General features: G+C 63.8%; 13 protein-coding genes. 6 read left to right on the top strand and 7 right to left on the bottom strand.

Annotated features, from left to right (window positions below):
• The 4 genes from sufC to RF641_RS08485 are packed head-to-tail and all read right to left on the bottom strand — an operon-like array spanning window position 1 to window position 4,306.
• Window positions 1-759 (bottom strand): Fe-S cluster assembly ATPase SufC, encoded by a 759-nt coding sequence (sufC, locus tag RF641_RS08470; RefSeq protein ID WP_047119326.1) that lies wholly within the window; start codon window positions 757-759, stop codon window positions 1-3.
• A 45-nt stretch (window positions 760-804) separates the two neighbouring features.
• Window positions 805-2,085, bottom strand: coding sequence for a Fe-S cluster assembly protein SufD (sufD, locus tag RF641_RS08475; RefSeq protein WP_113606378.1), 1,281 nt, complete (start codon window positions 2,083-2,085; stop codon window positions 805-807).
• 2 nt (window positions 2,086-2,087) lie between these two features.
• Entirely contained in the window at window positions 2,088-3,548 is a 1,461-nt protein-coding gene (gene sufB, locus RF641_RS08480; protein WP_047119328.1) for a Fe-S cluster assembly protein SufB, read from the bottom strand.
• Window positions 3,545-4,306, bottom strand: a complete 762-nt coding sequence (locus RF641_RS08485; protein ID WP_244910782.1) for a helix-turn-helix transcriptional regulator — start codon at window positions 4,304-4,306, stop codon at window positions 3,545-3,547. The genes sufB and RF641_RS08485 overlap by 4 nt, the downstream gene beginning before the upstream one ends.
• Before the next feature lie 219 nt (window positions 4,307-4,525).
• Here RF641_RS08485 and RF641_RS08490 point away from each other — a divergent pair, with 219 nt between their 5' ends.
• Genes RF641_RS08490 through RF641_RS08500 form a run of 3 tightly spaced genes read left to right on the top strand, consistent with a single transcriptional unit; the run spans window position 4,526 to window position 7,210 of the window.
• Window positions 4,526-5,479, top strand: a complete 954-nt coding sequence (locus tag RF641_RS08490; RefSeq protein ID WP_424572966.1) for an ABC transporter ATP-binding protein — start codon at window positions 4,526-4,528, stop codon at window positions 5,477-5,479.
• A complete protein-coding gene (locus tag RF641_RS08495) occupies window positions 5,476-6,237 on the top strand; it encodes an ABC transporter permease (protein WP_113606380.1) in 762 nt (253 codons plus the stop codon). Before RF641_RS08490 ends, RF641_RS08495 begins: the two co-directional genes overlap by 4 nt.
• A 31-nt stretch (window positions 6,238-6,268) precedes the next feature.
• Entirely contained in the window at window positions 6,269-7,210 is a 942-nt protein-coding gene (locus RF641_RS08500) for a COX15/CtaA family protein (protein ID WP_113606553.1), read from the top strand.
• A gap of 74 nt (window positions 7,211-7,284) precedes the next feature.
• On the opposite strand, the gene RF641_RS08505 is transcribed toward RF641_RS08500, so the two are convergent.
• From RF641_RS08505 to RF641_RS08515, 3 genes are all read right to left on the bottom strand, one after another.
• Window positions 7,285-8,223 carry a DUF1700 domain-containing protein gene (locus RF641_RS08505; protein WP_424572967.1) on the bottom strand — a complete coding sequence of 313 codons (939 nt, stop codon included), beginning with the start codon at window positions 8,221-8,223 and terminating at the stop codon, window positions 7,285-7,287.
• Entirely contained in the window at window positions 8,216-8,563 is a 348-nt protein-coding gene (locus tag RF641_RS08510) for a PadR family transcriptional regulator (protein WP_047120766.1), read from the bottom strand. The genes RF641_RS08505 and RF641_RS08510 overlap by 8 nt, the downstream gene beginning before the upstream one ends.
• A gap of 136 nt (window positions 8,564-8,699) precedes the next feature.
• The gene (locus RF641_RS08515; RefSeq protein ID WP_047119334.1) at window positions 8,700-9,653 is read right to left on the bottom strand and encodes a heme o synthase; all 954 of its coding nucleotides are present in this window, start codon (window positions 9,651-9,653) and stop codon (window positions 8,700-8,702) included.
• Window positions 9,654-10,474: 821 nt separating this feature from the next.
• On the opposite strand from RF641_RS08515, the gene tkt reads away from it, so the two are divergent.
• Genes tkt through RF641_RS08530 form a run of 3 tightly spaced genes read left to right on the top strand, consistent with a single transcriptional unit; the run spans window position 10,475 to window position 15,286 of the window.
• Window positions 10,475-12,589: a transketolase gene (tkt, locus tag RF641_RS08520; RefSeq protein ID WP_424572968.1), complete on the top strand. Its 2,115-nt coding sequence runs from the start codon at window positions 10,475-10,477 to the stop codon at window positions 12,587-12,589.
• A gap of 18 nt (window positions 12,590-12,607) precedes the next feature.
• On the top strand, window positions 12,608-13,711 hold the full coding sequence (gene tal, locus RF641_RS08525) for a transaldolase (RefSeq protein ID WP_047119336.1): 1,104 nt from the start codon (window positions 12,608-12,610) through the stop codon (window positions 13,709-13,711).
• Window positions 13,712-15,286 (top strand): glucose-6-phosphate isomerase, encoded by a 1,575-nt coding sequence (locus RF641_RS08530; RefSeq protein WP_424572969.1) that lies wholly within the window; start codon window positions 13,712-13,714, stop codon window positions 15,284-15,286. It begins immediately after the preceding gene.
• Window positions 15,287-15,290 lie beyond the last annotated feature (4 nt).

Consider the following 15,290-nt stretch of genomic DNA (forward strand, 5'->3'; position numbering starts at 1 on the left):
CTAGGCGTTGACGTTCAGGTAACGGTCGTAGCCTTCTTCTTCCAGGCGGTCGGCAAGCTCCGGGCCGCCCTGTTCAGCGATCTTGCCATCCACGAACACGTGCACGAAGTCCGGCTTGATGTAGCGCAGGATGCGGGTGTAGTGGGTGATCAGCAGGGTGCCCATCTGGTTCTCCTCCTGGGCGCGGTTGACGCCCTCGGAGACGATCTTCAGTGCGTCGACGTCCAGGCCGGAGTCGGTCTCGTCCAGCACGGCGAACTTCGGCTTGAACAGTTCCAGCTGCAGGATCTCGACGCGCTTCTTCTCGCCGCCCGAGAAGCCCTCGTTCACGTTGCGCTGTGCGAAGTCGGCATCGATCTTCAGCTTGCCCATGGCTTCCTTGACGTCCTTGGTCCAGGTACGCAGCTTCGGGGCTTCGCCGTCGATAGCGGTCTTGGCGGTGCGCAGGAAGTTGGTCATGGTCACGCCCGGAACCTCGACCGGGTACTGCATGGCCAGGAACAGGCCTGCCTTGGCGCGCTCGTCAACGCTCATCTCCAGCACGTCTTCGCCGTCCAGGGTGATCGAACCACTGGTGACGTTGTAGCGCGGGTGACCGGCGATGGTCGACGCCAGGGTCGACTTGCCCGAACCGTTGGGGCCCATGATTGCGTGGGTCTCATTGGTGTTGATGGTCAGGGTTACACCCTTGAGGATTTCCTTGGAGCCCTGCTCGGTGTCGATCGAGACGTGCAGGTCCTTGATTTCCAGAGTAGACATACGTCGTTCCGTTTCTTTCTAAAAGCTGATGAAGACAGGCACTGACTAGTTGTCAGTTGCAGCCAGTTCGGATTCGATGGTCTCGGTCAGACGCTCCTGCAGAGCTTCGTCGCCGATCTGCTGAACGATTTCGTTCAGGAAGCCGCGAACCACCAGGCGGCGTGCGGTCTTCTCGTCGATGCCGCGGGCCATCAGGTAGAACAGGTGCTCATCGTCGAAACGGCCGGTGGTCGATGCATGTCCCGCACCGTCGATCAAGCCGGTTTCGATTTCCAGGTTCGGCACCGAGTCGGCGCGTGCGCCGTCGGTCAGCACCAGGTTGCGGTTCGCTTCGTAGGAGTCGGTGCCCACAGCGGCCTTCTGGATCAGCACGTCGCCGACCCATACGGTGTGCGCGTCCTTGCCCTGCAGCGCACCCTTGTAGAGCACGTTGGACTTGCAGTTGGCCACGGCGTGGTCAACGAACAGGCGGTGCTCCTGGTGCTGGCCGGCATCGGCGAAGTACAGGCCGTACAGCTCGATCTCGGCGCGTTCGCCGGTGAAGCGTGCCGACGGGTTCACGCGCACCAGGTCGCCACCGAAGGTGACGGCGATGTGCTTGAACGATGCACCGGCGGCAACCAGCGCCTGCTGCGAGGAAGCATGGACGGCGTCGTTCTCCCAGGCCTGCAGCGAGATCACGGTCAGGCGGGCGTCGGCACGGACATCGAATTCGATGTTCTGCGCCAGCACGGCGGAGCCGACGTGGTCCAGGATGATGGTTGCTTCGGTGTTCTCCTCGGCAACCACGATGATGTGCTGGGCGGCGGCATCCAGCGACTCGCCGGTGATGCGCAGGGTGGCCTGCACGCCTTCGGCGCCCTTCGGAACGGTGACGACCTGCGAGCTGGAAGCGTACTTCCAGGCGTTGGCCGAGACGCGGTCATCCGGGGTGTGGGCGATGCCGTTGAGCACGTCATCGGCGGCGACCTCGGTCAGCACGACTGCATCGCTGCCGGTCAGCTCGACCTTCGGGGCGACACCGGTCAGCTCGTCGGTGTGCAGGCCCTTCAGGCGCTTGAGCGGGGTGAAGCGCCAGTCCTCTTCGCGGCCGGTCAGCTTGGCGAAGTCCTCGACGTTGTAGCTGGTCAGACGGCCTGCACGCGAGGAGTCCGGAACGCCTACGCCGCCGCCGTGGCTGTGCGCCTTCGATGAAGCGCCGCCCAGCGGGGAGCCGTTGGAGTCGTTGATCGGCGAAAGGTTTTCGCCCTCTTCGGTGAAACCGGGAATCGATGGTGCGCCGATGCGCGACTTCTCTTCCGGGATATGGGTGGTGGTCTCCGACATTCTTAGCCGACCGATCCTTCCATCTGAAGTTCAATAAGGCGGTTCAGTTCCAGCGCGTATTCCATTGGCAGTTCGCGCGCGATCGGCTCGACGAAGCCGCGCACGATCATTGCCATGGCCTCGTCCTCGGCCAGGCCGCGGGACTGCAGGTAGAACAGCTGTTCCTCGGAAACGCGGGAAACGGTTGCCTCATGGCCCATGGTCACGTCGTCCTCGCGGACGTCGATGTACGGGTAGGTATCCGAACGCGAAATCTGGTCAACCAGCAGCGCGTCGCAGACGACCGAGTTCTTGGTGCCCTTGGCGCCTTCCTGCACCTGGACCAGGCCGCGGTACGCCGAGCGGCCGCCGTTGCGGGCTACCGACTTGGCCACGATGGCGCTGGAGGTGTTCGGGGCGATGTGGACCATCTTCGAACCGGTGTCCTGGTGCTGGCCCTCGCCGGCGAAGGCGATGGACAGGGTCTCGCCCTTGGCGTGCTCGCCGACCAGGTAGACGGCCGGGTACTTCATGGTGACCTTGGAACCGATGTTGCCATCGACCCATTCCATGGTGGCGCCCTCTTCGCAGACGGCGCGCTTGGTCACCAGGTTGTACACGTTGTTCGACCAGTTCTGGATCGTGGTGTAGCGAACGCGGGCGTTCTTCTTCACGACGATCTCGACCACTGCGGAGTGCAGCGAGTCGGACTGGTAGATCGGGGCGGTGCAACCCTCGATGTAGTGGACGTAGGAGCCCTCGTCGGCGATGATCAGGGTGCGCTCGAACTGACCCATGTTTTCCGTGTTGATGCGGAAGTAGGCCTGCAGCGGGATCTCCACGTGGACGCCCTTCGGGACGTACACGAAGGAACCGCCCGACCAGGTCGCGGTGTTCAGCGAAGCGAACTTGTTGTCGCCAGCCGGAATAACCGAACCGAAGTACTCCTTGAAGATATCTTCGTGTTCCTTCAGGCCGGTGTCGGTGTCAAGGAAGATAACACCCTGGGCCTCAAGGTCCTCACGCAGCTGGTGGTAGACGACCTCGGACTCGTACTGCGCGGCAACACCGGAAACCAGACGCTGCTTCTCAGCCTCCGGGATACCCAGCTTGTCGTAGGTGTTCTTGATGTCCTCGGGCAGGTCGTCCCAGCTGGTGGCCTGCTTCTCGGTGGAACGCACGAAGTACTTGATGTTGTCGAAGTCGATGCCCGAGAGGTCTGGACCCCAGGTCGGCATCGGCTTGCGGTCGAAGTACTTCAGTGCCTTCTGGCGGAGGTTCAGCATCCATTCCGGCTCGTTCTTCAGAGCGGAGATGTTAGCTACTACATCCTTGTCGACACCGCGGCGCGCGTTGGCTCCGGCGTCGTTCTTATCGGCCCAGCCGAATTCGTAATTACCGATTCCCTGGAGTTCAGGGTTCTTTTCCAGAATCTCGGAAATTACACCTGGGTCTGCAGACTCCTGTGCAATCTGATCCGTCATCGCGGCCTCTCCTGCTTCGTGAACTGAATTCGAGTTCTCTTCTCGGCGCGCATTGGCGCCTTTTCACGCCCCACAGGGATGTGGGTCGTGCACACGTGTCCGCCTCCGGCCAAGGTTGAGAGCCTACGCACATCAACCCCGATCAAGCGGGCGAACATTTCGGTTTCCATGTCGCAAAACACCGGAAACTCCCGTGCCAAGTCTTGTATTGGGCAGTGCCCCTGGCAAAGCTGGACGCTATGCATCAGGGCCGTAGCCACCTTGGTGTCGACCTTGCGGGTGTACCCGACAAAGCCGTCCGTGCTGAGCAGTTCGCTCAAAACGTCAGCCCGGGCTTCCAGGCCTTCCACGCCGGCCAGGGCCTTGGCGTAGCGGTCTTCCATCGCCGCAAACCGATCGCGGGCAAACTTGCGGATCGCATCCTCGCCGGCTGCCTCACCGAGCACCTTCAGTGCATCGGTGGCGATTTCCAAGTAATCGTTGCCAAGCTTGGCCTGCCCTCGGTGCGAGAGCACGTATCTGCGGGACGGGCGGCCAGCACCCGTCTTCTGGTTGGCCACGAGCTTTACCTCGACGAGCCCTGCCTTGGACAGGGCGTCAAGATGACGGCGGACCGCCGCGGGTGTGAAGCCAAGCTTGCTGCCAAGCTCGGCTGCACTGACCGGCCCATCTTCGAGAACAGCGTTCAGGACCCGGTCGCGCGTGCGTTCCTCTGTATCACCCGCAGCGCCGGCGACGACGCTGGTCGAGCTACTCACTGAGTTTGAATTAGATGAATACACAACACAATCATGCGTATATTTTCGCGATCAGTCTAGTAAGGAAGGACTTACTAAGGACGGGCTTTCCCGCCTAGAAGATACGCGGTTTTCGAACTGCTTCTAACATATTCAATTCTCTCGCGTTGGCGCCGACAACTCGAGTGATGGTGACCAACCACTCAGGCTGGAGAGTTCGACATGACGTAGAATGCTGTGGTGTCTTCTGTAACCCCCAGCCTCGTCATTAATGAGCTGGCCAAAGATTTAGGTCCAGTTCCGGCCCTGGATAATCGCATGCTGCGAGTCCTGGAATCGGTCTCGCTCAAGGCCTACCCGGGGCAAATCACCACGCTGCTGGGCTCCAACGGCGCCGGCAAGTCCACGACCCTGGCCTGCGCCCAGGGACTGATGCGTCCGGATGGCGGTTCCATCGAACTGCTGGGCCAGGACCCCTACGGCGACAACCCGGAACTTCGGGCACGCGTCGGCGTCATGCTGCAGGACGGCGGGCTCCCCCCGTCGATGCGGCCGGTGCCGCTGCTGCGCCATGTCGCTTCGCTCTACCGGAACCCGGTGGACATCGACGCGTTGATCCAACGCCTGGATCTGGAATCCTTCGGATCGCGTAATATTCGCCGCCTCTCGGGCGGCCAGAAGCAGCGGGTGGCATTGGCTCTGGCCCTGGCCGGAGATCCGGAAGTGCTGTTCCTCGACGAACCGAGCGCCGGACTCGATCCGCAGTCCCGGCAAGTCGTTTTCGACCTGATCTCGGAGCTGCGCGACGCCGGCAAGGCGATCGTGCTGACCACGCACCTCATGGATGACGCGCAGCGCCTGAGCGATTACGTGTACATCATCGACAAGGGCTGCACCGTTGCGCAGGGCACCGTCTCGGAGCTCATCGCCAGGGCGGAAGAGGGCCACGATGCACGTCCGGTCTCATTCAGCGCCACTGCAGGGCTCGCACTCCCCCAACCACCGCTTGGCCTGTACCTTGCGGAGACCTCGGCCGGACAGTACCGCTTGGACGGCGTGACGACCCCCGAACACCTGAACTGGCTGACCAGCTGGTGGGCCAGGGAATCGATCCTGCCGACCCAATTGAACTTGCAGTCACGCAGCTTGGAAGATGTTTTCCTCGAGTTTGCGCAGAAGGAGGAACAGGCATGACCCAGGTCAGCACCGAGTCCAACGCGGTTTCACCGCTCAAGCGCATCCTGATCCAGGGCAAGTACGAAGCGCTCCAGATGCTCAGCAACGGCGAGCAGCTGATCCTGGCCGTGGTCATGCCGATGATCGCCCTCTTTGTCCTGACGTTCACGGATCTGATTTCGGATATCGCCGAGCGCACCATTGATGCAGCGGTGCCCGGAGTCCTGGCGTTGTGCGTCATTTCCACCGCATTCACCGGCCAGGGCATCGGCACCGGGTTCGACCGCCGCTACGGGGTGCTGAGAATGTTCTCCACCACCCCGCTGGGCAAAACAGGACTCATTTTCGGCAAGGTCATCGCCGTGCTGACCGTGCTGGTGATCCAGGCGGTCCTGATCAGCGCCGTGGCGCTGCTGCTGGGCTGGCAGCCGAATCCCTGGGGCATTATTCCCGGGATCCTCTTCCTGCTCCTGGGCGCCGCGGCCTTCACCTCCCTGGGTTTGCTGATCGCCGGAACCGTCCGCCCGGAAGCGACGCTGGCCATCACCAACCTGGCCTGGATCCTGCTCGCAGGCGCCGGCGGCGTCCTCTATCCGCTGAGCATGGCCCCGGAATGGCTGCAGCCCACCTTGAGCGCACTGCCGTCGGCAGCCCTGGGCGATGCCATGCGCGATGCACTGATCGACGGGCACTTCAATTCTCCCGGACTGATCTTCCTGGTGCTGTGGGCCGCTGCCGGCTCATTCGCTGCTATCAAGAAGTTCAAATGGAACTAACCACCACACCAAGCCAAAAGGGATGATTCTCATGTCTTCAGACCTAGCCGCAAAGAGCTGGGCCGATAAGCTGCCGACGAAGGTAACCCGCCTCGTTCACGGTCTGGCGATCGCATCACTGATCTCCCAGATTGGCATCATCGTCACCGGTGGCGCAGTACGCCTGACCAAGTCAGGCTTGGGCTGCTCGCAGTGGCCGAACTGCGTGCCCGGTTCCATGACCCCGGTCCCAGAGATGGGTATCCACGGCCTGATCGAGTTCGGCAACCGACTGCTGACCTTTGTCCTTCTGGTCATTGCCATCGCTTTCCTGGTTTCGATCTGGAATATGCGCAAGACCCACTCCACCTTGTACAAGCTGGGACTGGTGCTGCTGATCGGCATTCCTGGCCAGGGTGTCATCGGCGGCATCACCGTGCTGACCGGCCTAAACCCGTGGGTTGTCTCGCTGCACTTCCTGCTCTCGGCATCGCTGGTCGCTTTGGCCACCATTCTGGTCAACCGCACCCGCCGCGAACTCAAGCGTGACGAAGCGCCGGCCACGACCAAGGCCATCGCGCAGGTCGGCACCCTGGTGCTGCTTCTGGCGAGCATCGCCATCATCATGGGCACCATCGTCACCGGCACCGGCCCGCACGCGGGGGACGCCGATGCACCGCGCCACCTGTTTGATCCGCGCATCGTCACCCCGCTGCATACCGGTCCGGTGTACCTGCTGATCCTCGCGACCATCGCCTTCATGGTGCTCGCCTACCGCACGTCCAACAATCCGAAGCTTCGTGCGGCCGGCTGGTGGATGGTTGTTGTCATCCTGGTCCAGGGAGCCATCGGCTACATCCAGCACTTCAACGGCCTGCCGGTCGTCCTGGTGCTGCTGCACATGCTCGGAGCCAGCATGCTCATGGTCGCAGCGACCAACGTCTGGGATCGTTCGAGCCTGATGCCGAAGTCCGCGCGCATCGACCAGGACTAGTTCCCTTCCCCTGCGACGACGGGCGGCTCCCAACGTATTGTTGGGAGCCGCCCGTTGTTTATGCGCAACTTTTCCTAGGCCTTTTGCGCGGGTTGGAGCCGCAGCAACCCTGCCAGCCCAGCAAAGAAATAGATCGTCCCCGCGATCCAGAAGCCGAGCACCAGCATACCCATGTCGAAGACCGACGCGACCAGCAACAGCGCACCGCACGCCGCCAAGACCCAGTAGGCTGCGCGCAGGCCCAGAATCGCTCCCACGGCGGCCAGGACCAAAACCGCCAGCACTGCAATCCCCAGCACCCCGGTCTCCACGGTTCCGGTGGCCAGGCCGGCCAGCAGCGCCGCGGCAGGGACTCCCGCTGCTAGCCCGGCAGTCATCCGCAAGGGCAGGTGCCTGCGGCCCTGAGTCCGCTGTTGCCGAGGGTAGGATACTCCAACGATCATCCACGCGGCCACGATCAGCGGCAGGTAGAAGACTCCGAGGTTGAAGCCGATCACGAAGGGCAATGCCGTCACGATCACCGCAGCGACCGTCCTGCAGATGCGCGCAGCTGGGGATTTCATCATGGATCCCGCCGCAACCATGAGGCCTGGAAGCAGGAAGAGCAGCATCAAACCCGCTCCGAATCGGGTGCTCGCATCGTAGTTAATCGCGCTCGAATGCAACCAATCCGGCCAGAATTCATCAACATTCAAGGACGGGTAGATCCACGTGTCGACCACTGCGGCCAGCACTCCCGCCGCAAGTGCAATGAAGCCCAGAACCTTGCGCTTCGCGCGTTGCTCCATTTCCACGGCTCCATCGGCGAAGTCCGCCTGGACCTCGGCGGCGATGGCCTGAACCGGCCCGAGGCCGGCGATGATCTGGTCATCGCTGCGGCCGCGTTCCCTGGCTTCGTCGATATGCTCCGCGAGGTCGGCGACGACTGCTTCGCGCCGCGCTGGAGGAACCTTCCGCAACTCGTGGTCGAGCGCTTCCAGATACTTGCCTACAGCACCATGGTTCTCAGTCATGTTCATGTCGTCTCCCGAGTAGTTCGCCTACTTGCCCAGATATTTCGTTCCATACCGCATCGAATTGACGCAGGTGCGATGCTCCCCGATCGGTCATCGCGTAATACTTCCTCCGCCGGCCGGTATCGCTTTCCTCCCACCGAGTGGTCACCAGGTCCGCAGTTTTCATCCGCGCCAGCAAGGGATAGAGGCTTCCCTCGCTGGCCGTCAGATTGCGCTCTACCAGCTCATCGGCGAGCTCAAGGCCGTACTTGTCTCCTTGCGCCAGCAAAGCCAGCACGCAGTATTCCAAGACGCCCTTGCGGATATTCGTCGCAATCTTCTCGCCCTGTTCTTCCATGCTTGGAACCTTACCTTGCATAACAAGACTTGCATAGTAGGGCAAGGTTCGTTTCTGTTGCGAATCGGCGTTAAAACAAGCATCCGGCACTGAATCAAATGATTCAGCACCGGATGCTTGAAGCGCGGGAGAAGTCCTAGCCGAAAAGCGGGCTTCCCACGAACGGGTCGATGGCCAAGGCCAGGAACACGATCGAAAGGTAGGTGATCGAGATGTGGAAGACCTTCATGGCCTTGCGGTTGACCTCGGCTGGCTTGTGGTCGCGTTGCGCCTCGCGGTAGAGCACATGGGATTCGTAGACGAACCACGCGCCGGCGCCGCCAGCGATCGCCGTGTAGACGATTCCCGCGTCACCCAGCGGCACGAGCAGCAGCGAGCACACCACGGTGGCCCATGCGTAGAGCACAACCTGAACGGAAACGCGGCGCGCATTGGCGATGGCACCCAGCATTGGAACCGATGCCGCGTTGTAGTCGTCCGCGTACTTCATGGACAGCGGCCAGTAGTGCGGCGGGGTCCACAGGAAGATCACCAGGAACAGGATGATCGCAGGCCATTCGATGGTTTCCTTGACGGCCGCCCAAGCGATGAGCACAGGCATGCACCCGGCAATACCGCCCCAGACGATGTTCTGCGCGGTGCGGCGCTTGAGAATCATGGTGTACAGAACGACGTACAGCAGGATCGCCGCAAGCCCCAGCGCGGTGGTCAGCGGGTTGGTTCCCACCCAGAGCACCACCAGCGAAGCGATAGCCAGGGTCCACGAGAAGATCAGCGCTTCCTTGGGCGTCAGGTCGCCGGTAACCAGCGGACGGCCCTTGGTTCGCTTCATGAGCTTGTCCATGTCGCGATCGATGTAGCAGTTGAATGCGCCCGAAGCGCCAGCGGCCATGGCACCGCCAACAATGGTGGAAACCATGAGCCAGACCGGAGGGAATCCGCGCTGGGCAAAGATCATGGTTGGAAGCGTGCTCACCAACAGCAACTCGATCACGCGAGGCTTGGTCAGTGCGAGGTAGGCACTGGCCTTGCGCTTCAGAAAGTCGCCGGTGGATTCATCAGGCTGGCGCGATGCGCGTGGCACTGACAAGTCGGCGACACTTTGAGTCTTCAATTAAACGCACTCAGTTCTTCGCAGGGTACAAGGACAGACACAACCATTCTACGTGTTATAGAAATTGAAAGAAACTCTCCCCAATCAGGGATTCGGCCAAAACAAGGTGATTTGAGTCAACATGGCGTCTCATGCAGGCCGAGCGCGCGCCCACTGGCACACGATCAACAGACCATCGCTGAACGCAAAGTCCATGCCGCAACATTGCTGGCGAACCCAAGCGCTTCAACAAATGGATTCGCCCCGCGCAACGGATCCGCCGCCGCGCGACGCCAAAGCAGGTCATGAAATCCGCCCGTCGACATCATCCCGCCCGCACCCAGCCACCCGATGGGCCGCAAAATCATTGGAACCCGATCGCATTGGCCATTAACCAACAAAATCCAAACATAGTGGGCTGTTCACGCACAAATTATAGATCTTGTTCAAAGGTTCCCGTTCCTTGGTATGAAGACGATGCGGCACGCCGCTGCCGTACGCTGACCAAACCGCTCGCCACGTCTTCCCGGACACGATTCGTCCAGTCCGATCAGCCCGAAGAGCCGCTTCTGAACTGCCGGCAACGGGCACAAAACGCGCCGGCAAACGCAACGAGTTGCTCGCGGTTACAAATCTTTGGGTGTCATCTTGCTTAACCCGCGCATCAAATGGGCGTTTCGCGATAGAGTTGAACCTGATTGCGCCGTCGCGACCAATGACCCCTCTAAGCTCGAACACCGGGTACATAGGACCGACGGCGTATTGCGTGTCAGCGGGAGTATTTCTCCCGTCCAAGCCTGAATGGAAGGAACGCCGCAGTGGCGACTGAATCCTTAGTAGAAGAGTTCTCCCTCACCGAGTTGGACCGTAAAGCCATTGACACCACCCGTGTCCTGGCGGCAGATGCTGTTGAAAAAGTAGGCAACGGCCACCCCGGCACCGCCATCAGCTTGGCCCCTGCTGCCTATCTGATCTTCCAGAAGCACCTGCGCCACGATCCGAAGGACCCGAACTGGATCGGCCGCGACCGCTTCATCCTTTCCCCAGGCCATACCTCGCTGACCCTGTACCTGCAGCTGTTCCTCTCCGGCTACGGCCTGGAAATGGAAGACATCGCCGCCCTGCGCACCTGGGGCGCCAAGACCCCCGGCCACCCGGAGTTCGGCCACACCGCCGGCGTCGAGATCACCACCGGCCCGCTGGGCCAGGGCCTTGCCTCCGCCGTGGGCTTCGCCTACTCCCAGCGCCGCATGCGCGGCCTGCTGGATCCCGACGCACCGGCCGGCACCAGCCCGTTCGACCACACCATCTACGTCATTGCCTCGGACGGCGACCTCCAGGAAGGCGTCACCTCCGAAGCCTCCTCGCTGGCAGGCCACCAGGAACTGGGCAACCTCGTCGTCATCTACGACGACAACAAGATCTCCATCGAAGACGACACCGACATCGCCTTCACCGAAGACGTCCTGGGCCGCTACGCCGCCTACGGCTGGCACACCCAGCGCGTGGACTGGACCGAAACCGGCGAATACGTCGAAGACGTCGCCGCCCTGGATGCAGCCATCCGCGCCGCCAAGGCAGAGACCGGCCGCCCGTCGATCATCTCGCTGCGCACCATCATCGGCTGGCCATCGCCGACCAAGCAGAACACCGGCGGAATCCACGGATCCAAGCTCGGTGGCGAAGAAGTCGCGGGCCTGAAGAAGGCCCTGGGCTTCGACACCGGGAAGACCTTCGCCATCGAAGACGAGGTGCTGGCCCACGCACGCCAGACCGTCGTCCGCGGCGCCGCCGCCCACGAAGCCTGGAACAAGGACTTCGACGCATGGAAGGCAGCCAACCCGGAAAGCGCCGCGCTGCTGGCCCGCCTGGAATCCGGCCAGCTGCCCGAGGGGTGGACCGAGAAGCTGCCGGTCTTCGAACCCGGCTCCACCATGGCCACCCGCGCCGCCTCCGGCAAGGTCATCAACGCGATCGCCGATGAGCTGCCCGAGCTGTGGGGCGGCTCGGCCGACCTGGCCGGCTCGAACAACACCACCATCGACACCGCCAAGTCCTTCGCGCCCGAACGCCGCTCGACCGACTCCTGGTCGGCCAGCCCGTACGGCCGCGTGCTGCACTTCGGCATCCGCGAGCACGCCGCAGCCTCGATCGTCAACGGCATCGTGCTCTCCAGCCCCACCCGCGCGTTCTCCGGCACCTTCCTGATCTTCTCGGACTACCAGCGCCCGGCCATCCGCCTGGCCGCGCTGATGGGCGTCCCGTCGATCTTCGTATGGACCCACGACTCGATCGGCCTCGGCGAAGACGGCCCAACCCACCAGCCGGTGGAGCAGCTGGCCAGCCTGCGCGCCATCCCGAACTTCGACGTGATCCGCCCGGCGGACGCCAACGAGGTCGCCTACGCCTGGCGCGGCATGCTGGAGCTGACCGGCACCCCGTCCGGCATCGTACTTTCCCGCCAGAACCTGCCGATCTACGACCGTTCGGCAGCCGGCTTCCGCTCCGCCGAAGGCACCCTGAAGGGCGGCTACGTGCTGGCCGAAGCGGTGCGCGACGGCGCCGAGGTCACCCCCGACGTCATTCTGATCGCCACCGGCTCCGAGGTCGAGCTGGCAGTGGAGGCCCGCGGGGAGCTGGCAGCCAAGAACATTGCCGCTCGCGTCGTCTCGCTGCCGAGCCACGAATGGTTCGCCAAGCAGGATGCCGCCTACCGCGAATCGGTGCTGCCCGCAGCCGTCGCCGCCCGCGTCTCGGTTGAGGCCGGCGTGGCCCAGGGCTGGCGCGAGCTGGTCGGCGCCCATGGCGAAATCGTCTCGCTGGACCACTTCGGCGCCTCCGCCGACTACAAGAAGCTCTACTCGGAGTTCGGCATCACCACCGCAGCCGTGGTGGCCGCCGCCGAAACCTCCGTCCAGAACGCCTCCAACTAAGGAACTCAAGCACACATCATGAGCAACCCCAACACCCAGGCACTGTCCGACGCCGGAGTATCCATCTGGCTCGATGACCTGTCCCGCGAACGACTCACCAGCGGATCGCTGGCTGCGCTGATCGAAGAGAAGAACGTCGTCGGCGTGACCACCAACCCCGCGATCTTCGCCGCCGCGCTGTCCAACGCCGAGGTCTACGGCGATGCCATCGCCGCGCAGCGCCACCACTCGGTGGAAGACGCGATCACCGAAATCACCAGCGACGACGTCGCCGCCGCCTGCGACCTGTTCAAAGGCGTCTACGAGTCGAGCAAGGGCTTCGACGGCCGCGTGTCCATCGAGGTGGACCCGCGCCTGGCCCACGAGACCGCACCGACCATCGCGCAGGCCAAGGCCCTGTACGAGCGCGTGGACCGCGAGAACGTGCTGATCAAGATCCCCGCCACCGTTCAGGGTCTGGAAGCCATCAGCGAGACCATCGCCGAGGGCATCAGCGTGAACGTCACCCTGATCTTCTCGCTGGAACGCTACCGCGAGGTCATCAACGCCTACCTGATCGGCCTGGAGAAGGCCCACGCCAAGGGCCTGGATCTGTCCAAGATCCACTCGGTCGCCTCCTTCTTCGTCTCCCGCGTGGACACCGAGATCGACAAGCGCCTGGACGCCCTGGGCACCGAGGCCGCCGCGGCGGTCCGCGGCCAGGCCGGCGTGGCCAATGCCCGCCTGGCCTACCAGGTCTTCGAGGAATCCTTCACCTCGGCCCGCTACGAGGTGCTGGCCAACGCCGGCGCCAACGTGCAGCGCCCGCTGTGGGCCTCCACCGGCGTGAAGGACCCCGCCTACCCATCCACCCTGTACGTCACCGAGCTGGTGGCGCCGCAGACCGTGAACACCATGCCGGAGAAGACCCTGGACGCCACCGCGGCCGAGGCCGAGGTGCGCGGCAACGCGATCGCCGGCACCTACGACGCCGCCAACCGCGTGCTGGACAAGCTCGCGGCCCTGGGCATCGACTACAACGAGATCGTGGACCTGCTGGAGGTCGAGGGCGTGAAGAAGTTCGAGGACGCCTGGAACGAGCTGCTCGAGGACATGTCGGTGGCCCTGAAGGGAGCAAAGTAGATGGAACTGGGTCTGGTCACCTCCGGCGACGCCCTGAAGTCAGTCGACGAGCTGCTTCCGCAGCTGATCGAGGCCCGCATCGGCAGCCGCATCGCGGCGCAGGACCCCACCATCTGGGGCCCGGCCGCGGAAGCCGAATCCGCCATCCGCCTGGGCTGGGTCAACCCCTTCGAGGCCGCCGAGCAGCTGCTCCCGGCCATCCTCCAGCTGCGCGAGCAGCTGCAGTCCGAGGGCCTGACCCGCATCGTGCTGTGCGGCATGGGCGGCTCCTCGCTGGCCCCCGAGGTCATCGCCGCGCACGACGAGGTGGACCTGGTCATCTGCGACACCACCGACCCGGCCATGCTGCGCCCGATCCTCGCAGCTGACCTGGAGCGCACCGTGGTGGTCGTGGCCTCGAAGTCCGGCTCCACCGTGGAGACAGACTCGCAGCGCCGCGCCTTCACCGCCGCCTTCCAGGCCGCCGGCATCGACCCGGCAACCCGCCTGGTGCTGGTCACCGACCCGGGTTCCCCGATGGACAACCCCGAGGGTGTGCGCGCGGTCTTCAACGCCGACCCGAACGTGGGCGGGCGCTACTCCGCGCTGACTGCCTTCGGCCTGGTGCCTTCGGGCCTGGCCGGCGCCGACATCGAGGCGCTGATCGAGGAAGCCGGCCTGCTGCACGACGTGCTGGCAACCGACGACGAGGACAACCTGGCCCTGCATCTGGGCGCGGCCATGGCCACCGCCGGGCGCGACAAGCTGGTCATTGCCGGCGTGGGCGACGCGCTGCCGGGCTTCGGCGACTGGGCCGAGCAGCTCATCGCCGAATCCACCGGCAAGGACTCCAAGGGCGTGCTGCCGGTGGTGGCGCACCCCGGGGCCCCGGAGCTGCACGAGCCGGCCGCCGACGTGCTGCCGCTCTACGTCTACGATCAGCTGCCCGAGGACATCGACGAGGAGGCCACTGCGGTGCACTTCAGCGCCCCGCTGGGCACCTCCTTCATGATCTTCGAGTATGCCACCGCCGTGGCCGGCTACCTGCTGGGCATCAGCCCCTTCGACCAGCCGGACGTGGAAGCCGCCAAGGTCGCCGCCCGTTCGCTGCTCGACGCCCCGGCCGCGTCCGCCCCGGATGCAGTGGACGGCTCCGTTGAGCTGTTCGGCACCTCGGCCGCCACCCTGGCCGGCGCGCTGGACGAGCTCACCGCCGCGCTGCCGGACGACGGCTACCTCGCGGTGCAGGCCTACCTCGACCGCAATGGCGACGCGGATCTCGAAGGCCTGCGCGACGCGCTGGCCGCCAAGACCGGCCGCCCGGTGACCTTCGGCTGGGGCCCGCGCTTCTTGCACTCCACCGGCCAGTACCACAAGGGCGGACCTGCCCAGGGCGTGTTCCTGCAGGTCACCGCGGACCACCACGAGGACCTGGAAATCCCGGGCCGCCCCTACAGCTTCGGCGGGCTGATCTCCGCCCAGGCCAGCGGCGACGCCGGGGTGCTCTCCGATGCGGCGCACAACCGCCCGGTGCTGCGCGTGAACCTCACCGACCGCAAGGCCGGCATCGCGGCCCTGCTCGAGGCGGCGAAGTAGCCGC

Origin of the sequence: Arthrobacter sp. 'calajunan', assembly GCF_046940185.1 — a bacterium.
Lineage (GTDB): Bacteria > Actinomycetota > Actinomycetes > Actinomycetales > Micrococcaceae > Glutamicibacter > Glutamicibacter soli.